The sequence below is a fragment of the Pelomonas sp. BJYL3 genome, assembly GCF_027257975.1.
GTDB lineage: Bacteria > Pseudomonadota > Gammaproteobacteria > Burkholderiales > Burkholderiaceae_C > Roseateles_B > Roseateles_B flavus.
The window spans coordinates 61253-81760 of sequence record NZ_JANZKX010000001.1 but is presented as its reverse complement, the minus strand read 5'-3'; the positions used below and the strand labels follow the sequence as shown (position 1 = coordinate 81760).

Sequence of the window (20508 nt, the reverse complement as noted above, 5' to 3'; positions counted from 1 at the left end):
CTCAGGTTCAGTGCTTCAGGACGAGGGCGCCGAAGCAGCCGGCCAGCCCACTGCTGAACAGCAGGTAGTGACCGCCCGACGTCTTGCGCTCGTGCAGGAAGTTGATGAAGGGATCGCAGCCGAACACGTGGCCGATGCGAGCGAAGTTGTCGGTGAAGAGCCGCTCGGGCGGCAGGCGCAGCATGGACAGGACCAGTCGCCAGCCCTCCATGTTCACGTGGTTGGGCAGGATGCGTGTGAGGTCGGCGGGCCGCAGGCCGGCCTGCTGCAGCGCCGAGCGCATGGTGGCGAAGCAGGACCAGTGGTACTTCTCGTCCGGCACCAGGTTGTGGTTCTCGTCGGTGCCGCGGAAGAAGCGGCCGTCGGTGAAGAAGTGGTAGCCCAGCACCTGGTTGCGGGGCGCCTCGCGCTCGACCAGGAAGGCACTGGCGCCATCGCTGTGCAGCGAGAGGTCCAGGATGCCGCGGATGGTGTCCGCAGTCGTGCCCATCAGGTCCACGGACACGATGATGGCGCGCTGGATGTGTTCGTGCCGCGCCATCATCTGGCGTGCGATGCGCACCGCCAGCATGGGCGACACGCAGTTCTGCTGCGCGATGGAGAAGCTCAGTGCGTTCTGCAGCCCGCAGGAGGCCTGGATGTGCCCCGCGGTGCTGGTGGGCGGCGGCGCGATGCTGCTCTGCACCGTGTGGGTGTAGATCAGCAGGTCCACGCTGCGCGGCGCGATGTGGGCCTTGGTCATCAGCAGTCGCACTGCCTTGATGCCCATGCCCACGGGTGACTGCGACATCGCGTCATGGAAGCAGCGGACGCCATTGGCCAGCATGGCCTGGATGCGCTGCTCGGACTGCCCGGTGCGCTGCCCCCATTCCTCGACCGACACCCTGCGCTCCGGGAGGTAGCAGGCAATGTCGGGGATGCCGATGGCGGGCAAGGTCTCAGTGATTCCCATGGCTCACTCCTTGATCCACATACTCGAGAACCGCGCAGGCCAGCGCACCTTCGAAACCCAGTCCCCACAGCAGCATGCGATCGCCTGGATGGGCGACGGCTTGCTGCAGCAGCCTGTGCATGCGCACCGGCACCTCTGCCGCGCAGAGATAGCCGCCGTCCAGGATGTCGGCCGGTCCGCACCAGGCCTTGTGCAGTCCGCAGCGGCGGCGCACGCAGTCGGCGAGGTGGCGGCTGAGCTGGTGAGGCACGAGGATGGCGATGTCCCGGGGGCTGCAGCCCGCTTCGCGCAGGGTGTCCAGGATCAGGGCGCACAGGCCGTCCAGGTTCAGTGGCAGCGGCTGGCCCTGGACGATGTGGCGGTAGACCTCGGCCGTGGGCGGTGGCGTCTGCACGCGGACGGCGCGCAGCATCCATCCCCGTGTGCAGCCGCGTTCCAGCAGCACCGCGCCGGCGCCGTCGCCCAGCAGCGTGGTGTGCCCGATCACTCGCGTGTAGGGCCAGGACCAGCGCTCGGCTGCGGCGACGACGATCCTGTCGTCCGTGCTCGTGGCCATCAGGTCGGCGGCCAGGGACAGGGCCATCAGGAAGGTCGCCCCCTGCAGCTGCCCGATGGCAAAGGGCACGTGACCCTGTTGCAGCTCGGACTGCAGCCGGCAGGCGGCCGAGATCGTGACGTCGTTCTCCAGACAGGTGTGGCAGACCAGAAAGGTCGACACAGGTGGCACCGTCGCCTCCCCGGCAGGCTGCAGCAGGTCCCGCGTCACCCGCAGCAGCAGCTCGGAGGCCTCGAGGGCCGGCTCGCTGGCCACGGCCACCATGCCGGTCACTTCCTGCAGGGTCGGCGCGTCATGCCCGGCCTGCGCGGCGTCCAGCGCCGTTCTTGCGATGCCATGCATGCGCAGGTTCTCCTCGAAGCAGGCCTGCAGGAAGCGAGCCGTCCGGCCTTCGGCGTGCGGCTGCCTTTCAGCCAGCAACTGCACGAGACCGCGGCTGGCCGCCGGCACGTAGGCCGAGGAGGCGACGATGCCGATCTCATTCATGGGTCAGCTTCCGCTGGACGAAGTCCACCAGGCGGCTGTAGCGCGTGAAGAGGTCCGCCGACAGCTCCTCGGGCATCAGCATCAGACCGAAGCGTTCCTCGATGCGCAGCACCAGCTCGGTCATGTTCATCGAGTCGATGCCCACGTCGAACAGATTGGTGTCCTCGTTCACCAGATCGACTTCGGAGCCGCCCTGTGCCAGGCCGCTCAGGCATGCCTTCAAGGTTTGGCTGATTTCAGTGGTGGTCGTGCTCATCAGACGTTTCTCCTATGGATGACTGTTGACGCCATGCGCTCATTGCTGCATATGGCAGGGCCAGTCTAGGAATGCGTCTGGTGGTGCGTAACCTCTCCAAGCTGAGAGGGGCGACGGTGTGAACGGATGTCACAGGGTCAGGTCTTGCGCGCCATCTGCGGGCGCTCGTCCGGACAGGGCGTGCGAGAGGGGGGGTGGTTTGCTAACGTTAAAAGTCAGCGTCCATTGCCGTCCTTCCCAGGATGGCAATGGACGGCCCGCGTGGCGGCGGGCCCGGCCTTACTCGATGTTCTGCACTTGCTCGCGCATCTGCTCGATGGCGACCTTCATTTCCACCGACACATTGGTCAGTTCCAGTGCGGCGGACTTCGAGCCCAGCGTGTTGGCCTCGCGGTGCAGCTCCTGGATCAGGAAGTCCAGACGCTTGCCCAGCTCGCCGCCCTTCTTCAACAGGCGGCTGATTTCGTCCAGGTGAGCGCGCAGGCGGGCCAGCTCCTCGGCCACGTCGATGCGGATGGCGTAGGCCGCGGCCTCGTTGAGGGCCCGCTCGCGCAGAGCCTCTTCCGGAATGGTCTGGGCTGCGCCGGTGCTGGCCAGGGCTTCCTGCCAGCGTTCCAGGAATCGCTGCTGCTGGCGTTGCACCACGGCCGGTACCAGGGGCTCGGCCTGGTCGGCCAGCTGGCGCAGGGCGCCGATGCGCTCCATCAGGATGGCGACCAGCTTCTCGCCCTCGCGCTCCCGGGCCTCCACCAGGCCCAGCAGGCAGCGGCGGGCGGCGTCGATGGTGGCTTCGTCCAGCTTCTCGCTGGGCGTGCCGCCGCGGCACCATTGCAGGGCTTCATGCACCGTCAGGCCCTGGGCCTTGGGCAGCCAGGCCTGCACCGTGCCCTCCAGCCGGGACAGGCGGTTGAGCTGCTCGGGCTGCGGTTGGGGCCAGCCACTGTCAGCATCTCGTTGCGTGTTGATACGAATCTCGATCTTGCCGCGCTTGATGTGTTGCCCGACGATGTCACGCAATGCGGGTTCAAGACCGCGCAGGTCTTCTGGCATGCGGAAGCTGAGATCGAGGAAACGCCCATTGACGGATCGGGCCTCCACGCTCACGCTGGCAGCGGATTGGACGCCGGTTTCGGGGTGTGGGACGGGTTGCGCACAGGCGCTGGCGTAACCCGTCATGCTGTAAACTGGCATGAGCTATCGGTGGAGCAAGCAAAACTCGATTATGTCAAAGCCGAAACCGGCCCCTTTGCCTGCGGGAACCGTGGTCGGGGGCTACCAGATCGTCAAGAAACTGGCAGCAGGCGGCTTCGGCGTGGTCTATCTCGCTGAAGATCCTGACCACCACCTCGTTGCCGTCAAGGAGTACCTGCCTGCCTCTCTGGCCGAGCGTTCGCCCGGCGAGTTGACGCCGCGCGTCAAGCCTGAGAAGCAGCCCCTGTACCGCCTTGGCCTGCGCAGCTTCTTCGAGGAAGGGCGCTCGCTGGCGCAGATTTCGCATCCGAGCGTGGTTTCGGTGCTGAACTTCCTGCGCGAGAACGAGACCGTCTACATGGTCATGAACTACCTGCAGGGGGACACCCTGCAGGACTTCATCGTGACCGCCCGGGACCTGAAGCGGGACAAGGTCTTCCGGGAATCCACCATCCGCTCGCTGTTCGACGAGATCCTCAAGGGCCTGCGCATCGTGCACCAGCACAAGATGCTGCACCTGGACATCAAGCCGGCGAACATCTTCATCACCAATGACAACAAGGCCGTGCTGCTGGATTTCGGCGCGGCCCGCGAAGTGCTGTCCAAGGAAGGCAACTTCATCCGGCCCATGTACACCCCGGGCTTTGCTGCGCCGGAGATGTACCGCCGGGACGGTTCCCTGGGTCCCTGGACCGACATCTACGCCATCGGCGCCTGCATCTACGCCTGCATGCAGGGCTATCCGCCCAACGACGCCCCCCAGCGTCTGGAAAAAGACCGACTCAGCCTCAGCCTCTCGCGCCTGCGCAACGTGTATTCGGACAATCTCATCGAAGTCACCGAATGGTGCATGTCTCTGGACCCCCTGTCCCGCCCGCAAAGCGTCTTTGCGTTGCAGAAGGAGTTGGCTCGTGAAACCGAGCGGCGCTACACGAAGCTGAGCTTCAGCGAGCGCCTCAAGCTTCAACTGGAGAACCTGAAGACCGGAGCCAAGGCGTGAAGTTCGGCGTCTACCAGGTGAGTCGCCGCGGCGGTCGCGAGAAGAACGAAGACCGCATGGGCTATTGCTACACCCGCGACGCGGGCCTTTTCGTGCTGGCAGACGGCATGGGCGGGCACCCCGAGGGCGAGGTGGCGGCACAGATGGCCCTGGTCACCGTGGCCAGCATGTTCCAGCGCGAGGCCCAGCCCGTGCTGAAGAATCCCACCCAGTTCCTGGACGACGCGGTGCAGATCGCCCACCAGCAGCTGCTGCGCTACAGCCAGGAAAAGGGCCTGCCGGACACGCCGCGCACCACCATCGTGGTCTGTGCCATGCAGCGTGGCGTGGCCTACTGGGCCCATTGCGGCGATTCGCGCCTCTACATGCTGCGCAACGGCGAGCTGATGGCCCGCACCCGCGACCATTCCTACAGCGAGCTCCAGGAGGCCCTGGGCCGCCATGCGGCGCAAGGCTCGGAGCGCTTCAACCGCAACGTGCTCTTCACCTGCCTGGGCAGCCCCGGCAAGCCCATGGTGGACATCTGCGGCCCCATCCCCCTGGAAGCGGGCGACCGCATCCTGCTGTGCTCCGACGGCTTGTGGAGCACCGTGGCCGACACCAGCATCGCCCAGTGCCTCTCTGCCCGCATCATTTCCGATGCCGTGCCGGAGCTGGTCGAGCAGGCCCTGCGCAATGGCGGCGCCCGCTGTGACAACGTCACCGCGCTGGCCGTCGAATGGGAAGGTGACGAGGAACAGGAAGCCCTGGATTCCATCTCCACCGAAGGGCTGGACGAAGACTCCTTCGCCTCCACCATCCAGGCACGCGGCGAGGCTGGTGCCGAGCTGAGCGAAGCCGAGATCGAGAACAGCGTGCGCGAGATCCAGGAAGCGATCCGCCGCGCCGGCAAGAAACAAGCCTGAAAGGTTTCCCCATGACTGCGACGTTCCGACGCGCCGAAGAGCGCGCCGCGGATGCCCTGCGCCCTGTGCGCATCACCCGCCACTACACCCGCTACGCCGAAGGTGCCGTGCTGATCGAGTTCGGCAACACCAAGGTGCTGTGCACCGCCTCCGTCGAGGAGCGCGTGCCCCCGCACAAGAAGGGCTCGGGCGAAGGCTGGGTCACTGCCGAATACGGCATGCTGCCCCGCGCCACCCACACCCGTGGCGACCGTGAGGCGGCCCGCGGCAAGCAGAGTGGTCGCACGCAGGAGATCCAGCGCCTGATCGGCCGCTCGCTGCGTTGCGTCTTTGACCTGGCCGCCCTGGGCGAGCGCACCATCCACCTGGACTGCGACGTGATCCAGGCCGACGGTGGTACCCGCACCGCCGCCATCACTGGCGCCTACGTGGCCGCGCATGATGCCGTCAGCTGGCTGCTGGCCCAGAGCAAGATCTCGCGCTCGCCCATCAAGGACGCCGTGGCGGCCATCTCGGTGGGCATCGTCGAGGGCACGCCCCTGCTGGACCTCGAGTACACCGAGGATTCGGCCTGCGACACCGACATGAACGTGGTCATGACCGGCAGCGGCGGCTTCGTCGAACTGCAGGGCACGGCCGAGGGCGCCGCCTTCAGCCGCGCCGAGATGAATGCGCTGATGGACCTGGCCGACAAGGGCATCCGCGATCTGCTCGCCGCCCAGCGCCAGGCACTGGGCCTGGCGTGAGCCCGCTCGCGAGGAATCGATCATGAAGCTGGTGCTGGCCTCCAACAACGCCAAGAAGCTGAAGGAACTGCAGGCGCTGTTCCAGCCCCTTGGCCTGACCCTCGTCACGCAGGGCGAGCTGGGCATTCCCGAGGCGGAGGAGCCGCATCACACCTTCGTCGAGAACGCCCTGGCCAAGGCTCGCCATGCCGCGGCGGCCAGCGGTCTGCCGGCCCTGGCGGACGATTCCGGCCTCAGCGTCGACGCCCTGGGCGGCGCGCCCGGCGTGCTGTCGGCCCGCTATGCCACGCTCTTCGGTCAGCCCAAGAGCGATGCTGACAACAACCGCGTCCTGCTGGAGCAGCTGGCCCTGGGCGGGCATGCCGCGCCCTTCAGCGCGCGCTTCGTCTGTGCCCTCGTGGCCGTGCGCAGCGCCGATGACCCAGAGCCCCTGGTCGCCATGGGCCGCTGGAACGGCGAGATCCGCCGCGAGGCCGCGGGCGAGGGCGGTTTTGGCTACGATCCCCTGATGTTCATCCCGGCACTGGGCCAGTCCGTGGCCCAGCTGGACGCCGACACCAAGAACCGCCTGAGCCACCGCGCGCTGGCCTCCGCCAGCCTGCTGCAGCAGTTCCGCGAGGTCTGGCAGCTGTCTTGAATGTGATGGACGCCGGCCGCTGGGCGGCGCCAGGAGTCTGACCATGTCCCATCCCGATCGGCTGGCCGAGCTGATGCGCCCCGGCACCTTGAACCTGCCGGCCCTGCCGCCGCTCTCGCTGTACGTCCACCTGCCCTGGTGCCTGCGCAAGTGCCCCTACTGCGATTTCAACTCGCACGAATGGCGCGCCGAAGCCGGTGGCAGCGCCACCCTGCCGGTGGACACCGCGCGCGCCTACCTGGCCGCGCTGCGGGCCGACCTTGAAGCCGCGCTGCCCCTGATCTGGGGCCGGCCGGTGGTGAGCCTCTTCATCGGCGGCGGCACGCCCAGCCTCTTCGCACCCGAGCAGATCGCCGAGCTGCTGTCGGACATCCGCGCCCGTCTGCCGCTCGAGCCCGGCTGCGAGATCACGCTGGAGGCCAATCCCGGCACCTTCGAGAAGGACCGCTTCCGCGGTTTCCGCGAGGCCGGGGTGACGCGCCTGTCCATCGGCGTGCAGAGCTTCGACGACGCCAAGCTCAAGCGCCTGGGCCGCGTGCATGATGGGGCACAGTCCCGCACCGCGGTGGCCGAGGCCGCCGAGGTCTTCGAGACCTTCAACATCGACCTGATGTACGCGCTGCCGGACCAGACCCTGGCCGAGCTGGATCAGGACCTGAGCCAGGCCCTGGCCTTCCGGCCGCCGCACCTCTCGGTCTACCACCTGACCATCGAGCCCAACACGCGCTTCGCCGTCGAGCCGCCGCCCGTGCCCGATGCCGACCTGGCCAGCGACATGCTGGACCTGATCACCGCCCGCACCGGCATCCAGGGCCTGGAGCGCTACGAAGTCTCGGCCTATGCGCGCGAGGGGCATCGCTGCGCCCACAACCTCAACTACTGGCAGTTCGGTGACTATCTCGGCATCGGCGCCGGGGCGCACAGCAAGCTGTCTTTCCCGCACCGGGTGCTGCGCCAGGTGCGCTGGCGCGAGCCGGCGGCCTATCAGCGCGAGGCACTGGCCGGCAAGGCCGTCTCCAACGAACATGAGGTCAAGCGGACTGAGCTGCCCTTCGAGTTCATGCTCAACGCCCTGCGCCTGAAGGACGGCGTGGGCCTGCAGCAGTACCTGGAGCGCACCGGCCTGCCGCCCTCGAGCATTGCGCGCGCCATGGCGGCGGGCCGCGAGAAGGGTCTGCTGCTGGCCGATCCCGCCCGCATCTGCGCCACGCCGCGGGGCTTCGACTTCCTTAGCGATCTCCAGGAACTGTTCCTGGCCGCCTGACTGCGGCTCGCTCAGGCGGCCATCACGTAGACGCTCTGCTGCGCATGCTTGGCATGCCTCTTGGCGTTGGCGGCGGCGCTGGCAACGTCCTCCGCCCGGTGCAGGAGGCCGGGGCTGATGCACACCACGCCCAGGCTCAGCGTGGTGCAGGGATGGAAGCGCAGATTGCCATGGCGGTCCTCGGCCATGATGCCGCCGGCCGCCAGGGCCTCGGCGTCGAAGAGGCCGCGGGCCAGCTCGTTGAAGCGGGAGCAGATCTGCTCGCAGCGCGCCTCCCAGTCGTCGCTCTGGAACAGGATGACGAAGTCGTCCCCACCCACGTGGCCCAGGAAGTCTCGCTGGCTGTCGCAGTGGCTGCTCATGACGCGGGCCGCCAGGCGGATCATCTCGTCGCCGCGCCAGTAGCCGTAGAGGTCGTTGTAGGGCTTGAAGTGGTTGAGGTCGGCATAGGCCGCGACGAAGCTGCGGCCGCTGGCCAGCAGGCGGCCGATGTGCTGGCTGATGGGGATATTGCCAGGCAGGAAGGTCAGCGGATTGGCATGACGCGCGGCCTCGATGCGGGCCTCGGTCACCGAGCGCACCAGCTGCTCGCCCGTGCCCAGGCCGAGGTAGCGGCCCTCGCGGGTGATGATGAAGCCCTCGCGCAGGTAGCGCTGGTCGGCCGAGGTCAGCACGCGTGTGAGGGCATCCAGGCCGGTCTGTGCGTCGACGACTAGCGGCGAGGTGTTGGCGAAGAGCGTGCAGGCGTGGCGGCCGTAGAGGTCGTTGAAGAAGGGCTTGGCCCAGCGGTTCAGGAACTGGCTGCGGTCCACCAGGGCCACCGGCTGCTCCTGCGCATCCAGCACGGCCACGGCCTGCAGGCCTTCCTGCTCGTTGAAGAAGCGGTAGAGCTGCTCATGCGTGGTCGACTGTGGCAGCGCGGGCGCCTGCTGGGCCAGGCTCTCCGCCGTGATGCCCGGTCCGCCAGCGCGGCGCAGCTCGGGCAGCACGGCGATGTCGGCGCTGGCCAGCACCGCACGGGCGGCGGGCAGCAGCTCGCGCGCACCGCCGTCGCTGGGTCGTCCCAGCAACCAGCCCTGGCCATAGGAGACGCCCAGGTCGCGCAGCACGCGAAGCTCCTCGGGCTGCTCGATGCCTTCCGCCACCAGCTGCGCGCCGAAGGTCTCGGCCAGCTGCAGCAGGGCGCGGAAGGTCTGCAGCTTCTCGGCGTGCGCCGGCAGGTGCTGGGTGAAGTACTTGTCGATCTTGACGAGATTGGGCTGGATCTCCGACCACAGCCGCAGGCTGGAGCGCCCGTCGCCGAAATCATCCAGCGCGATGCCCACGCCCAGGCGCCGCAGGCGCACCAGGCCGCGGCGCAGGCTGTCGATGTCGCTCACGCGCTCGTGCTCGGTCAGCTCCACGACCACGTCCGAGGGCGTGATGCCGTAGCGCTCGCACAGCCCCAGGCCGCGCTGCCAGTTCTGCTCGCTGAGCGCCATGCACAGGGCCGAGGCAGAGATGTTGATGAAGAGCTTGCCGGGTAGCCGGGCCTGCGCCCAGTCGCGCATGGCCAGCATGGCGCAGCGGACCTCCAGCTCGACGCTGAGGCCTTCGCGGCGACCGGCTTCGAAGAGGGCGTCAGGAAACTCAAGCGGGCTGCCCGCCGGTCCGCGGACCAGTGCCTCGTGGCCATGGATGCTGCTGCAGTCCAGGGCGGCGATGGGCTGGAAGACGGTGCGCAGCTGCTCGGTGTCGATCAGGGCGCGAACGCTGACCGGGGCGCAAAGGGTATCGGGAACGGAGAAGGCCAGGGACATGGACGCCACTGTGGACGCCCTCGATGACAGCGTGACGACCCTGATCCCCAGCTGATACGAATCGCCTCAGACCGTGAACAAGTCCGCAGTCGAGACGCCACCGCCGCGGGCAGGCGGCGGCAGGCAAGACCTGACCCTCAGACGCGGTTGGTCGAGAAACCCGCCGTGCTGCGCAGGCGTTCGATCAGGCGCGGCGCGATCTGGCCCAGGGGCAGGATCTCGTCCGCGGCACCCGCGTTGATGGCCTCGCGCGGCATGCCGAAGACCACGCAGGTGGCCTCGTCCTGCACGAAGTTGTAGGCGCCGGCGTCCTTCATGACCTTCATGGCCCGCGCGCCGTCTGCTCCCATGCCGGTCAGCATGATGCCCAGGGCATTGGGGCCCACCACGCGCGCCGCCGAGTTGAACAGCACCTCGACGGAGGGCTTGTGGCGGTTGACGGGCTCGCCGTCCTGCACGCGGGCGATGTAGTTGGCACCGGAACGCTCGACGCTGAGGTGCATGCCGCCCGGGGCGATGTAGCCGTGGCCGGGCAGGATGCGCTCGCCGTCCTGTGCTTCCTTGACGCGGATCTTGCACAGGCCGTCCAGGCGCGCCGCATAGCTCTTGGTGAAGCCAGGCGGCATGTGCTGGGTGATGACCACGGCCGGGCTGTCCGGGGGCAGGTTGACCAGCACGTCCTTGGTGGCCTCGGTGCCGCCGGTGGAGGCGCCGATGAAGATGATCTTTTCCGTCGACAGGCGGCCGATATTGGCCACGGTGACCGGCTTGGGCGCCACGGGGGCCTCGCCCGGCGCTGCGGCAGGCGCGGGTGCGTGATGGCGGCGGATGTGGGCCTTGGAGGCCACGCGGATCTTGTCGGTGATGTCCTGGGCCAGCTGGCGGATGCCGTCGGCCACGCCGATCTTGGGCTTGGCCACGAAGTCGATGGCACCCAGCTCCAGGGCCTTGAGCGTCACCTCGGCGCCGCGCTCGGTCAGCGTGGACACCATCACCACGGGCATGGGCCGCAGGCGCATCAGGCGGGAGAGGAAGTCCAGCCCGTCCATCTTGGGCATCTCGACGTCCAGGGTGATCACGTCCGGATTGAGGTTGCGGATCATCTCGCGGGCGGCCAGCGGGTCGGCGGCCGCGCCGATGCATTCCATGTCCGGTTGACGGTTGATGATTTCGGTCAGGATGCTGCGCACCAGTGCGGAGTCATCGACCACCACGACTTTGGTCTTGGCCATTTCTCTTTCCCTCGTTGCGCCTCAGAACAGATCGATGGAGCCGCCGGTCGCCACCACGGGCTGAGCCTTCTGGGCGGCGGCGCGATCCTGTTGCAGCAGGGCGTCGGTGTTGGTGGTGGCCAGTCGCTTCACCATGGCCTTGCCGCTGTGCGGCAGGAAGCAGACTTTTCTGGGGTAGACGTCCATGACGTCCTTGGAGACCACGGGGATGCGTTCCAGCTTGAGGTAGTCCAGCACGAAGTTGGTGTTGCGCTCGCCGACGTTGATGGTGTTCATGCCGCTGATCACGGCGCCACCGCCGAAGATCTTGGCTTCCATGCGGCCCTTGGAGGCGCCGCGCTTCATCATCTCGTTGATCAGCAGTTCCATGGCGAAGGAGCCGTAGCGGCCCGAATCGCCGGCGCCCTCGGGCAGCATGAAGTGGTTCATGCCGCCGACCTGCGCATGACGGTCCCACAGGCAAGCCGCGATGCAGGAACCCAGGGTGGTCATGACCAGCAGGTCTTCGCTGTCGACAAAGTATTCACCGGGCAGGACCTTGACCGCGGCGTTCTTGAAGTGGGCGTCGTAGAAGAAGAAGGAGGCTTCACCCTGCTTGCGGGGCTGTGCCTTCAACTGGGCCACACGCGCGGCGCCGACGCCGCTGGCCTGCAAGGCGCTGACGGCTGATGAGGGGGAAGGCGTGCTCATGATGGTGTATCGGCCTGAGGGCTCGGGAAAATGGAGGGGCGGGCCGAGGCCCGGCTCAGACGCGCTCGTAGATGGTCTTGCCGCGCAGTCGGAACAGATCCTTGGATTCGGTGAAGTTCTCGGAGTGGCCGACGAAGAGCAGGCCGTTGGGGCGCATCACCTTGTGGATGCGCTCCAGCACCTTGCGCTGCGTCGGGGCGTCGAAATAGATCATCACGTTGCGGCAGAAGACGATGTGGAAGGGCTCGCCCAGCTGCCACTGGTTGTTCATCAGGTTGAGCGTCTTGAAGTCGATCCAGCGCTGCAACTCCGGCTTGACGCGGATGCGCCCTTCGTTGGCCCCCGTGCCCCGCATGAAGAAGCTCTTGAGGCGGGCCGGCGACAGGCCGCGGGAGTCCGCGTTGTAGACGCCGCGCCGGGCCGTGTTGAGCACGTTGGTGTCGATGTCGCTGGCGACGATCTGCACCTGCGCGCTGCTGCCCAGGGCCTCTGAGCAGGTCATCGCGATGGAGTAGGGCTCCTCGCCGGTGGAGGCCGCGCAGCACCAGATGCGCACGGGCTTGCCCGCCAACGGCTTCAGGTCGTCGGCCAGCGCATGGAAGTGGTGTTCCTCGCGGAAGAAGGAGGTCAGGTTGGTCGTCAGGCAATTGACGAACTCCTGCCACTCCTGCTCGCCCTGGGGGCCGGTGGAGGATTCCAGCCACTGCAGGTAGCTGGCGAAGGAGTTGTAGCCGGTGTCCCGCAGGCGGCGGGACAGGCGGCTGTAGACCATGGCGTGCTTGCCGTCATGCAGGCTGATGCCGGCATGCTGGTAGATCAGCTGGCGCACGCGGTCGAAGTCGCTGCGGCTGAAACTGAACTCGTGGTCCACGGACTCGGCAACGGGGGACGCTGGCAGGGTGGGCCGCATGGATATTGCTCGCTGCTCCTGGTTGGTCGGCAAGGGCTTCTATGGCCCTGTCGAGTCGATTCTCGGGTCTTTTCCAGTGTCTGTGAGCCTGCCGTGGCAAGAATGTAAAAACTGGGAGGGGAGAACGGGCCAATTCGTGCCAGTTTGCGCACTTGGGCGCTGCTAGACTGCCCTGGCATCCTCAGGGGACGCTCTTGCCATCCAGTCCAACCCGCCCTCACATCGACATCCAGGACCTCCGCCTGGAGCCCGCGCTGCAGCTGCTGCAGCAGGCCGGCGCCATGCTGCCCGACACTGAACCCCACAGCAGGGCTTGGCTGCAGGCCGTGCTGGATGCCCTGTGCGATCTCTCCAGCAAGGACGCCCTGACCCATCTGGACAACCGCCGCAGCTTCGAGATGGCGCTGTCGCGCGAGGTGGACCGGGTGGCCCGCTCCGGCGAGCCGGCCCTGCTGCTGGTGCTGGACATCGACCATTTCAAGTCGGTCAATGACACCTACGGCCATGCAGCTGGCGACCTGGTGATCCAGGCGGTGGCCAAGGCCCTCATGCAGACCGTGCGCCCCATGGACACCGTGGCCCGCGTGGGCGGCGAAGAGTTCGCCATCATCCTGCCGAACTGCCCGGCCACCTTTGGCGCCACCGTGGCGGAGCGCATCCGCGAGACCGTGGAGGCCCTGCCCATCCAGGTCACGCCGATGCAGTCCCTCAAGATCACCGTCAGCCTGGGCGGCGCCTTTGCGCCGCAATGGGTGCGTTCCTCGGCCCTGCTGTGGATGGAACGCGCCGACCGCCAGCTCTACCGCGCCAAGGCCGAAGGCCGCAACCGTGCCTGTCTGGAGGCCCAGCCGGACTCCCTGGTCAGCGCTGACGAAAAAAGCATGTTGTTTGCACTAACGCAACAGGAAAGCGAATGAGTACCACCCCAGCGCCTGCTGCATCTCCCACCCGGCCCAGCCGAGGCGGCGCCCGGACCCTGGCCGTCACCAGCGGCAAGGGGGGCGTCGGCAAGACCTTCGTGACTGCCAACCTCGCGGCCGCCCTCGCGGCCCGCGGCCTGCGTGTGCTGGTCCTTGACGCTGACCTGGGCCTGGCCAACCTCGACGTGGTGCTGAACCTGCATCCCAAGATCACCCTGCACGACGTCTTCACGGAGAAGGCCACGCTGGAACAGGCCATCCTGCCGGCGCCCGGCGGCTTTCACGTGCTGCTGGCGGGGTCGGGCATGGTCGAGTACTCGCGCCTGACGCCCGAGGTCCGCGAGAAGCTCCTGCATATCATCGAACTGGTCAAGCCGCGCTTCGACTGGGTGCTGCTGGACACCGGTGCAGGCATCTCCGACGTCGTGCTCTATGCCGTGTCCCTGGCGACCGATGTACTGGTCGTCGCCACTCCCGAGCCGACTTCCCTGACGGACGCCTATGCCACCATCAAGGTGCTGGTCACGCAGCAGGATCGCCGCCATGTGGGGATGGTGCTCAACCAGGCCTCGCGACCCGGCGAGGGCAAGCTGATCTGCGGGCAGCTGCAGCAGGTGCTGCAGCGCTTCGTGGGCTCCCTGCCGGGCCAGGGCTTCAAGCTGGAGCTGCTGGGCGAGGTCAAGGCGGACCTGGCCGTGCGGCAGGCCGTGCTCAAGCGCCAGCTGCTGCTGGAGCACTTCCCCGGCAGCGATGCCGCGCAGTCCATCAAGGCCCTGGCGACCCGCCTGCTGAGCTGAGGCCACCGGGCCGCGCTGCTAAGCTGACGGCATGACTTATTCCGCTTCGAGCAAGGAGGCGCCCCGCAGCGCCTATGAGTGGGTGGGCGGCGAAGATGCCGTACGTGCCCTGGTCGACCGCTTCTACGACCTCATGGACCTGGAACCGGCCTATGCCGAGTTGCGGGCCGTGCATCCCACCGACATGTCCGGCTCGCGGGACAAGCTCTTCTGGTTCCTCTGCGGCTGGCTGGGCGGGCCGGACCATTTCGTCGAGCGCTTCGGCCACCCGCGCCTGCGGGCCCGGCACCTGCCGTTTCGCATCGGCATCCGCGAGCGCGACCAATGGGTGGCCTGCATGCGCCAGGCCATGGCCGAGCTGGCCCTGGACCCGGCCCTGCAGTCCCGCCTGGACGAGGCCTTCATGGGCACGGCGGACTGGATGCGCAATATTGGCGGCTGAGCGGGCACCGGCGCACTGACGCCTGCTTGACGCCTGTCTGCACGCCTGTCTGCACGGCGCAGCCGCTGCCGGGCGCCTCGGCACGCCAGTTCTGCTTGCCGTGAGTCACCGTGCGCGACGTGCGCGGCGTGCCAGCTGGGGCGGTCGGCACGCCTGCGCAGCAAGCTTGATCTCGTTCAACAGAATGCGAGTGGTTCGCATTTACATTGCCTCCCACTTTCTCTCGGAGGCATGCATGACGTTCAATCGCCGCTGGCAGACCCAGGCCGCGGAAACGCCCATCGGCGTGCCGCAGAACCCGGCGGACATGGACATCGCTGCCGTCTACCTGCAGCCGGTGGACATGGAGCCCGAAGGGCCTGTCAGCGACGGCCCGCACCACGGCGACAGCGTCAAGCTCCGCGCCCCCGGCAAGAAGGGCGGGTACTGAGATGCGCCGGTCCCTGCGTTCGCTGCTGGGCGCGGCCTTGCTGAGCCCGGTGCTGGCGAGCGCCCAGGGCGCCTTGCCCTTGCCGCCCGAGCTCCGGCACCTGCTGCAGCGCCTGGAGCGCCTGGAGACGGAGAACCAGCAGCTGCGCGCGCGGCTGGATGCCCTGTCGCCGCCGGATCCGCGGCTCCATGCCCTGGAGGACGCCCGCCAGCAGACCGACAAGGCCCCGTCCACCGAATGCCTGAGCGAGCCGCAGCCCGAGCTCGTCACAGGGCTCAAGGCGGTGGAACGGCAGATCGAGGCGCTGGAAGGCGTCAGCGTGGCGGCCTCGCTGACGGGCGTGCTGCAGCGGGCGTCGGCGGGGTCCCGGGACGGTAGCGGCGCTCAGTCGCGGCTGAACTACCGGGGCGATGTCTCTGTGGGCGTGCCGGCCGGCCGGCTCAACGACATCCAGGGCCGCCTGTTCCTCCATGTGCGGCTGGGGCAGGGGGCGGGGCTCACGCTGCGCGACAGCCTGGCGGGCGGCACGAATGCCATCGCCTTCCAGACGCAGGCCGGCGCCTCGGACGCCTTTGCCATCCTGGCCCAGGCCTGGTACCAGCTGACCGTGCCCCTGCCGCGTGAGCAAGGGCAGGCCCAGGACCGTGAGCAGCTGGAGATCACCGTGGGCAAGATGGACCCCTTCCAGTTCTTCGATCAGAACGCCATCGCAGACGACGAGACAGCGCGCTTCCAGAACAAGGTCTTCGTGCACAACCCTCTGCTGGACGCGGGGGGAGACATGGGCGGCGACGCCTACGGCTTCGCGCCGGGCCTGCGCCTTGCCTATGGCGCCTCGCCCGACCGGGTGACGGGCTGGAGCGCCTCCCTGGGCGTGTTCGCCGCGGGCGAGGCGGCGGGCTTCGGCCGGGGCCTGGGCCGGCCGCTGCTGCTGGCCCAGCTGGACACCAGCCGGCGCCTGTGGGCCGGCCTGCCGGGCAACTATCGGGTCTACGCCTGGCGCAACGGCCAGGCCAGGGATCACGAGGGTCGCCCCGCCGCGCATGGGGGCTGGGGCGCCTCGCTGGACCAGCGCCTGGGTGATGACTGGACCGGCTTCCTGCGCTACGGCCACCAGCTGAAGGGCTCGCCGCGCGTGGACCGGGCACTGACCCTGGGCCTGGAACTCGACGGCCGGCGCTGGGGGCGCAGTGCCGACGGCCTGGGGCTGGCCACAGCCTGGCTGCATGCCGCGCAGTCCTGGCGTCAGGCACAGGCTTCTGGCGCACGGGAACAGGTCTGTGAGCTGTTCTACCGCTACCAACTCAACGACAAGGTGCAGATCACACCGGACCTGCAATGGATACGCCAGCCGCTGGCCCAGGCCGGCAGCCCGTCCATCCGCGTCTGGGGCGTGCGGGCTCGGGTGGGGCTGTGATGCCCCGGCCGCCTCCTCGCACTCTGCGGCGGCCGGGGGGGCTGCTCATGGCACCCATGGTCGTCTGCCCGGCCGTACGGCCCTGCCGAACTGCGCGCCGTGTTGCTGGTGCTGCACAAGGGGCGCATCAGCCCTGACCTGATCGGGCTGCCGACGGGCCCGCGTCACAAGCGTCGCTTGCAGAACAAGGAGCCCGGCCCCATCGAGTTCGAGAACCTGGACCTGCGCATCGGGCACGGGCTCGCCGAGGGGCGAGTCCTTCGTGACGCTGGCTCTGCTGCTGCCCGGCCGCTATCGATTCATTGACGAGTTCCGCCCCGGGACCGAGGCCATTGAGCCCGTGATCCGCAGAGGTGTCCCGCGTGCTGTCTCCTTCAACTCCTAGCAGGAAGCCGGGAGGCCCTCCTGGTGCTGGCCATTCGCCTGGCCAGGGTGGCCGAGCAGCTCAAGGCCACGCGGCTGCGGCATCCCTTCGGCCTCGCCGCGTGGAGGGGCGCTGGCCGGCGGGGCTGTCGTTGCTGGCCTACCAGCTGCTGGTCTGCCTGCTGCTGATGGACGGCCTCTGGTGGCACCACTGCCAGCTAGCCTGGCGCACCGGGACAGGGGCTGCCCGCGGGTCAACGGACGATCTTGAAGACGAACTCCTGCTCGAAGCCCTGATTGCCCCGGCACTGGTAGGCGCCCAGCGCGGACTGCACCGAGTCCAGCAAGGCGCGGCGCGTGCGGGCGTCCATGCCGCCGCTGCTGCTGAGCACCTTCACGTCCGCCACGTGGCCGGCCTGCAGCCGGGCGTGAATGCGGAACATGGCCTGGCCTTCCCAGTTCACGGCCGGCACGGCCGGCGGGGCCATCACGCTGCACAGTGCCTCAGGTCGGGCGGCCTCGGACGTCGGGGCGCCGTCCTCAGCAGGCATGGTCGGGTGGCTTCCCTGCGTGAGCGCCGGGCTGGCATCGGCCTCGACCGCCACCGTGATGGGCGAGGGGAGCGACTTGTCGATCTGGATCTCCGGCGCGGGGATGACCGGTGTTTCCGGCGGCGTGAACTCAGGCTTGGCGATCTCGAGCTTGGGCTGCACGAGCTTCTCGGGCTCCACCACCTCCTCGATCCATACCGCGGGGGGGACGACCTTCTTGACGATGTCACGGGCCAGGCCCGAGGACAGTCCCCAGATGATGAGGACGTGGATCAGGATCACCAGGACCAGGCTTCGCAGCCCTCGACGGGGCAGCTGCAGGGCAGGGGTGCTGTTCATGGGCAGGCCTCCTCTGTGAATGCGGCTTGGGCACCACGGGGTGACACCGTCTCGAGAATCGCCAGCCTGTGCCGGGACGACTCCCTCGGTGCACGACGCCAGTCCAGACTAGTGAGGCGGCGGCGGGCCTGTCAATGCGGCTCAATGGCGGCGTCAGGGGCTTGCCCCAGGAGAAACGGCCAAGGGAGTGACAGCTTGGTTCAGATGGATACGTCTGCTCACTGGGAAGCAGGGGCGCAGCCACGCCCCTGCCGTCCCGAGGCAGCGCCTCTAACTCATTGGATGTTGAAGACGAACTCCTGCTCGAAGGCCTGGTTGCCGCGGCACTGGTAGGCGCTCAGGGCCGCCTGCACCGCGCTCTGCAGCGCACGGCGGGTGCGCGCGTCCATGCCGCCGGCCAGGCTCAGGAACTGCACCTCGGCCACGCGGCCGCCTACCAGGCGGGCCTGGACCGTCAGCGAGGCGCGTCCGCTCCAGTTCACGGCCGGCAACTCGGGCATGGCCATCACATCGCACACGGCCTCAGCGCGCATCGGACCGCTCGTGGGCGGGGTGGCGAGCTGGGGCTGGCCGTTCTCCACGGGTCTGCTGCCGCTGCCCGGCCGGATGTCGCTGGGCGTGGACGGGGTCTCGGTGACGCCCGTGATGGTGGGCTGGGTCTGCTCGATGGGGATGTCCCGCAGCGGGATCAGGTCAGGCTTGACGGCATCGAAGACTGGCTTGGGAGGCTCCAGGGGTGGGGGCTCCAGCTTGACGGTCTTCTCAGGCTTGTCGATGAACACCGCGGGCGGCTGTTCCTTCTTCGTGAAATGGGTGCTCAGGCCGGAGGCCAGCCCCCAGATGATCAAGGCATGGGTCAGGACGACCAGGCCGATGCCTTTGACACTCCTCTTCGGGAGTTGCAGGGTGTGCAAGTCGCTCATGTGCGGTCCTCTCAGGAATGGGGTCAATGAGAACTACACGGTGGCACCGTCCCGGGCGCTCGCCTGGCGGGCCGCCGGGAAAACCTCCCGTCGGTGCATGCCGCAGGGCCAGACTAACGAGGGCGCTGAGTGGACGTCAATGGGCGGTGTTGTGGATGAACTTCCTGGCGTTCGACTGTGGTCCGGCATCGACAATCGGCCAGCCTTGCAAGCTGGCGTTCAGCATGGGCCGGGATGCTGGGCGGGTTTGGCCCTCAGCAGCCGTTGAGCAGCACCATCAGGGCACCCGCGCCGCCGTCGCTGGGGCGGGCCTGGACGAAGGCCAGCACCTCCTGCTTCTGCACCAGCCAGCGCCTCACCCGGGTCTTGAGCACCGGCTCCCGGCCGGGCGATCCATTGCCTTTGCCATGCACCACCCGCACGCAACGCATGCCGCGGCGCGCGCTGTCATGGATGAAGCCGCCCAGGGCCTCGCGCGCCTGGTCTCGCCGCAGGCCATGGAGGTCAATCTGCGCCTGCAGGGCCCAGTGGCCTCGACGCAGTTTGCGCACCACCTCCAGGCTGACTTCGGGGCGGCGGAAGGACAGGGTCTCGTCGGTTTCCAGCAGGGACTCGACGTCGAAGTCGTCCGACAGGGCCTGGCGCAGCACGGCCTGTTCGTCGAGCTCGCGCTGGCGCGGCTCGGGGAGGGGTGGGGCGGCACTCAGGAGCACGCGGCCGGTGTCGGGCAGCTGGGTGACGGGGCCGACGCTCAGCTCGAACAGCCGTGCCTCGCGCTCCATCAGGCGCCGCTGTGCGGCCTCGCGCTCCAGGCGGACTTCTTCCTCGCGCTGACGGCGCTGCAGCTCCTTGTGCAGCTGGCCCAGGTCCTGGAGGCTTTGCAGCGCGGGGGTGGCGGGCTTGCGGCTCATGTCAGATCAGGCCCCGTTCGGCCATGGAGACCGACTGCCCGGGCGCCACGACGAAGTGGTCCAGCACCCGCACGTCCACCAGGGCCAGGGCCTTGATGAGCTGCTGGGTCAGCAGTGCGTCGGACTTGGACGGCTCCGCCACGCCCGAAGGATGGTTGTGCGCCAGGATCAGCGCCGCCGCGCCCAGGGCCAGGGCACGCTTGGCGACCTCGCGGGGGTAGACGTTGGCCTGGGTGAGGGTGCCGTGAAAGAGGACTTCCATGCGGATGAGGCGGTGCTGGGCATCAAGGAACAGCACGGCAAAGGCTTCGTGGTCGAGGTGGGCCAGCTGCAGCTGCAGATAGGAGCGCACCGCGTGGGGGGCCTCGAAGCTGGAGCTGCGCTGCAGCCGGGATTGAAGGGTGCGGTCCGCGATCTCGAGGACGGCGGCCAGTTCGGCGCGCCGGGCCGGCCCGAGGCCCTTGACGGACTTCAGGGCCTGCGCGTCGGCGTGCATGAGCCCGGCCAGGCCGCCGAAGCGGTCCAGCAGCTCCTGGGACAGGCTCAGCACGGGCTTGCCCTTGAGCCCGGTGCCCAGCAGCAGGGCCAGCAGTTCGGCATCGGCGAGGGCCGAGGCGCCGCGGGCCAGCAGCTTCTCGCGGGGCCGGGCGGCGGCGGGGAGTTCATGCAGCATGGGAGCAGAAGAAGCAGCGTGGCACCAGGCGCGGCGAGCTTGCGCTGGACCAAGGAATTGAAAGGAATGTGGGTTCGGCCGGGCTCGCATTGTCGTCCAGCCTAAAATCCGCCACAGC

At 68.1% G+C, this 20508-nt stretch carries 23 protein-coding genes; 11 read left to right on the top strand and 12 right to left on the bottom strand.

The genetic code is table 11. The features are described 5' to 3' along the window. Positions 1–7: 7 nt before the first annotated feature. The 4 genes from O9Y01_RS00375 to O9Y01_RS00360 form a co-directional block, all read right to left on the bottom strand. Positions 8–952 carry a 3-oxoacyl-ACP synthase III family protein gene (locus O9Y01_RS00375; RefSeq protein ID WP_269629518.1) on the bottom strand — a complete coding sequence of 315 codons (945 nt, stop codon included), beginning with the start codon at positions 950–952 and terminating at the stop codon, positions 8–10. After that, positions 939–1994: a 3-oxoacyl-[acyl-carrier-protein] synthase III C-terminal domain-containing protein gene (locus O9Y01_RS00370; protein WP_269629517.1), complete on the bottom strand. Its 1056-nt coding sequence runs from the start codon at positions 1992–1994 to the stop codon at positions 939–941. Before O9Y01_RS00370 ends, O9Y01_RS00375 begins: the two co-directional genes overlap by 14 nt. Further along, a complete protein-coding gene (locus tag O9Y01_RS00365; RefSeq protein WP_269629515.1) occupies positions 1987–2250 on the bottom strand; it encodes an acyl carrier protein in 264 nt (87 codons plus the stop codon). The genes O9Y01_RS00370 and O9Y01_RS00365 overlap by 8 nt, the downstream gene beginning before the upstream one ends. Before the next feature lie 279 nt (positions 2251–2529). Then, positions 2530–3441: a YicC/YloC family endoribonuclease gene (locus tag O9Y01_RS00360; RefSeq protein WP_269629514.1), complete on the bottom strand. Its 912-nt coding sequence runs from the start codon at positions 3439–3441 to the stop codon at positions 2530–2532. Positions 3442–3472: 31 nt separating this feature from the next. Here O9Y01_RS00360 and O9Y01_RS00355 point away from each other — a divergent pair, with 31 nt between their 5' ends. Genes O9Y01_RS00355 through hemW form a run of 5 tightly spaced genes read left to right on the top strand, consistent with a single transcriptional unit; the run spans position 3473 to position 7993 of the window. Next, positions 3473–4441 carry a serine/threonine protein kinase gene (locus tag O9Y01_RS00355; RefSeq protein WP_183102784.1) on the top strand — a complete coding sequence of 323 codons (969 nt, stop codon included), beginning with the start codon at positions 3473–3475 and terminating at the stop codon, positions 4439–4441. After that, the gene (locus O9Y01_RS00350) at positions 4438–5346 is read left to right on the top strand and encodes a PP2C family protein-serine/threonine phosphatase (protein WP_183102785.1); all 909 of its coding nucleotides are present in this window, start codon (positions 4438–4440) and stop codon (positions 5344–5346) included. The genes O9Y01_RS00355 and O9Y01_RS00350 overlap by 4 nt, the downstream gene beginning before the upstream one ends. An 11-nt stretch (positions 5347–5357) precedes the next feature. Then, on the top strand, positions 5358–6092 hold the full coding sequence (gene rph / locus O9Y01_RS00345) for a ribonuclease PH (protein WP_269629513.1): 735 nt from the start codon (positions 5358–5360) through the stop codon (positions 6090–6092). Between the two features lie 22 nt (positions 6093–6114). After that, positions 6115–6729, top strand: coding sequence for an RdgB/HAM1 family non-canonical purine NTP pyrophosphatase (gene rdgB / locus O9Y01_RS00340; protein WP_269629512.1), 615 nt, complete (start codon positions 6115–6117; stop codon positions 6727–6729). 43 nt (positions 6730–6772) lie between these two features. Next, positions 6773–7993, top strand: a complete 1221-nt coding sequence (gene hemW, locus O9Y01_RS00335; RefSeq protein ID WP_269629511.1) for a radical SAM family heme chaperone HemW — start codon at positions 6773–6775, stop codon at positions 7991–7993. An 11-nt stretch (positions 7994–8004) separates the two neighbouring features. On the opposite strand, the gene O9Y01_RS00330 is transcribed toward hemW, so the two are convergent. From O9Y01_RS00330 to O9Y01_RS00315, 4 genes are all read right to left on the bottom strand, one after another. After that, a complete protein-coding gene (locus O9Y01_RS00330) occupies positions 8005–9792 on the bottom strand; it encodes a GGDEF domain-containing protein (RefSeq protein ID WP_269629510.1) in 1788 nt (595 codons plus the stop codon). 137 nt (positions 9793–9929) lie between these two features. Continuing rightward, on the bottom strand, positions 9930–11024 hold the full coding sequence (locus O9Y01_RS00325) for a protein-glutamate methylesterase/protein-glutamine glutaminase (RefSeq protein WP_269629509.1): 1095 nt from the start codon (positions 11022–11024) through the stop codon (positions 9930–9932). A gap of 21 nt (positions 11025–11045) precedes the next feature. Then, positions 11046–11714: a chemoreceptor glutamine deamidase CheD gene (gene cheD / locus O9Y01_RS00320; protein ID WP_269629508.1), complete on the bottom strand. Its 669-nt coding sequence runs from the start codon at positions 11712–11714 to the stop codon at positions 11046–11048. A gap of 55 nt (positions 11715–11769) precedes the next feature. Continuing rightward, the gene (locus O9Y01_RS00315; RefSeq protein ID WP_269629507.1) at positions 11770–12624 is read right to left on the bottom strand and encodes a CheR family methyltransferase; all 855 of its coding nucleotides are present in this window, start codon (positions 12622–12624) and stop codon (positions 11770–11772) included. Between the two features lie 194 nt (positions 12625–12818). On the opposite strand from O9Y01_RS00315, the gene O9Y01_RS00310 reads away from it, so the two are divergent. The 6 genes from O9Y01_RS00310 to O9Y01_RS00285 all read left to right on the top strand — a co-directional run bounded on the left by O9Y01_RS00310 (position 12819) and on the right by O9Y01_RS00285 (position 16936). After that, positions 12819–13541, top strand: coding sequence for a GGDEF domain-containing protein (locus tag O9Y01_RS00310; RefSeq protein WP_442952686.1), 723 nt, complete (start codon positions 12819–12821; stop codon positions 13539–13541). Next, positions 13538–14341: a MinD/ParA family protein gene (locus tag O9Y01_RS00305; RefSeq protein WP_269629506.1), complete on the top strand. Its 804-nt coding sequence runs from the start codon at positions 13538–13540 to the stop codon at positions 14339–14341. Before O9Y01_RS00310 ends, O9Y01_RS00305 begins: the two co-directional genes overlap by 4 nt. 31 nt (positions 14342–14372) lie before the next feature. Further along, the gene (locus O9Y01_RS00300) at positions 14373–14783 is read left to right on the top strand and encodes a group II truncated hemoglobin (protein ID WP_269629505.1); all 411 of its coding nucleotides are present in this window, start codon (positions 14373–14375) and stop codon (positions 14781–14783) included. Between the two features lie 235 nt (positions 14784–15018). After that, positions 15019–15213, top strand: a complete 195-nt coding sequence (locus O9Y01_RS00295) for an iron transporter (RefSeq protein ID WP_269629503.1) — start codon at positions 15019–15021, stop codon at positions 15211–15213. A 1-nt stretch (position 15214) separates the two neighbouring features. Beyond that, positions 15215–16630, top strand: coding sequence for a carbohydrate porin (locus tag O9Y01_RS00290; RefSeq protein WP_269629502.1), 1416 nt, complete (start codon positions 15215–15217; stop codon positions 16628–16630). 99 nt (positions 16631–16729) lie between these two features. Further along, positions 16730–16936, top strand: coding sequence for a hypothetical protein (locus O9Y01_RS00285; RefSeq protein WP_269629501.1), 207 nt, complete (start codon positions 16730–16732; stop codon positions 16934–16936). Positions 16937–17247: 311 nt separating this feature from the next. Here O9Y01_RS00285 and O9Y01_RS00280 read toward each other — a convergent pair whose 3' ends face one another. The 4 genes from O9Y01_RS00280 to radC all read right to left on the bottom strand — a co-directional run bounded on the left by O9Y01_RS00280 (position 17248) and on the right by radC (position 20390). After that, complete coding sequence (locus tag O9Y01_RS00280) at positions 17248–17883, bottom strand: hypothetical protein (RefSeq protein WP_269629500.1); 636 nt, start codon at positions 17881–17883, stop codon at positions 17248–17250. Positions 17884–18158: 275 nt separating this feature from the next. Then, positions 18159–18806: a hypothetical protein gene (locus tag O9Y01_RS00275; RefSeq protein ID WP_269629499.1), complete on the bottom strand. Its 648-nt coding sequence runs from the start codon at positions 18804–18806 to the stop codon at positions 18159–18161. Positions 18807–19060: 254 nt separating this feature from the next. Further along, positions 19061–19717, bottom strand: coding sequence for a Smr/MutS family protein (locus tag O9Y01_RS00270; RefSeq protein ID WP_269629498.1), 657 nt, complete (start codon positions 19715–19717; stop codon positions 19061–19063). Position 19718: 1 nt separating this feature from the next. Beyond that, on the bottom strand, positions 19719–20390 hold the full coding sequence (gene radC, locus O9Y01_RS00265; protein ID WP_269629497.1) for a RadC family protein: 672 nt from the start codon (positions 20388–20390) through the stop codon (positions 19719–19721). Positions 20391–20508: the final 118 nt, after the last annotated feature.

Excerpts from the sequence above, each read along its gene's own strand:
- O9Y01_RS00375 (WP_269629518.1), bottom strand. The coding sequence starts at position 952 with ATGGGAATCACTGAGACCTTGCCCGCCATCGGCATCCCCGACATTGCC.
- O9Y01_RS00370 (WP_269629517.1), bottom strand. The coding sequence starts at position 1,994 with ATGAATGAGATCGGCATCGTCGCCTCCTCGGCCTACGTGCCGGCGGCC.
- O9Y01_RS00365 (WP_269629515.1), bottom strand. The coding sequence starts at position 2,250 with ATGAGCACGACCACCACTGAAATCAGCCAAACCTTGAAGGCATGCCTG.
- O9Y01_RS00360 (WP_269629514.1), bottom strand. The coding sequence starts at position 3,441 with ATGCCAGTTTACAGCATGACGGGTTACGCCAGCGCCTGTGCGCAACCC.
- O9Y01_RS00355 (WP_183102784.1), top strand. The coding sequence starts at position 3,473 with ATGTCAAAGCCGAAACCGGCCCCTTTGCCTGCGGGAACCGTGGTCGGG.
- rph (WP_269629513.1), top strand. The coding sequence starts at position 5,358 with ATGACTGCGACGTTCCGACGCGCCGAAGAGCGCGCCGCGGATGCCCTG.
- rdgB (WP_269629512.1), top strand. The coding sequence starts at position 6,115 with ATGAAGCTGGTGCTGGCCTCCAACAACGCCAAGAAGCTGAAGGAACTG.
- hemW (WP_269629511.1), top strand. The coding sequence starts at position 6,773 with ATGTCCCATCCCGATCGGCTGGCCGAGCTGATGCGCCCCGGCACCTTG.
- O9Y01_RS00330 (WP_269629510.1), bottom strand. The coding sequence starts at position 9,792 with ATGTCCCTGGCCTTCTCCGTTCCCGATACCCTTTGCGCCCCGGTCAGC.
- O9Y01_RS00325 (WP_269629509.1), bottom strand. The coding sequence starts at position 11,024 with ATGGCCAAGACCAAAGTCGTGGTGGTCGATGACTCCGCACTGGTGCGC.
- cheD (WP_269629508.1), bottom strand. The coding sequence starts at position 11,714 with ATGAGCACGCCTTCCCCCTCATCAGCCGTCAGCGCCTTGCAGGCCAGC.
- O9Y01_RS00315 (WP_269629507.1), bottom strand. The coding sequence starts at position 12,624 with ATGCGGCCCACCCTGCCAGCGTCCCCCGTTGCCGAGTCCGTGGACCAC.
- O9Y01_RS00305 (WP_269629506.1), top strand. The coding sequence starts at position 13,538 with ATGAGTACCACCCCAGCGCCTGCTGCATCTCCCACCCGGCCCAGCCGA.
- O9Y01_RS00300 (WP_269629505.1), top strand. The coding sequence starts at position 14,373 with ATGACTTATTCCGCTTCGAGCAAGGAGGCGCCCCGCAGCGCCTATGAG.
- O9Y01_RS00295 (WP_269629503.1), top strand. The coding sequence starts at position 15,019 with ATGACGTTCAATCGCCGCTGGCAGACCCAGGCCGCGGAAACGCCCATC.
- O9Y01_RS00290 (WP_269629502.1), top strand. The coding sequence starts at position 15,215 with ATGCGCCGGTCCCTGCGTTCGCTGCTGGGCGCGGCCTTGCTGAGCCCG.
- O9Y01_RS00280 (WP_269629500.1), bottom strand. The coding sequence starts at position 17,883 with ATGAACAGCACCCCTGCCCTGCAGCTGCCCCGTCGAGGGCTGCGAAGC.
- O9Y01_RS00275 (WP_269629499.1), bottom strand. The coding sequence starts at position 18,806 with ATGAGCGACTTGCACACCCTGCAACTCCCGAAGAGGAGTGTCAAAGGC.
- O9Y01_RS00270 (WP_269629498.1), bottom strand. The coding sequence starts at position 19,717 with ATGAGCCGCAAGCCCGCCACCCCCGCGCTGCAAAGCCTCCAGGACCTG.
- radC (WP_269629497.1), bottom strand. The coding sequence starts at position 20,390 with ATGCTGCATGAACTCCCCGCCGCCGCCCGGCCCCGCGAGAAGCTGCTG.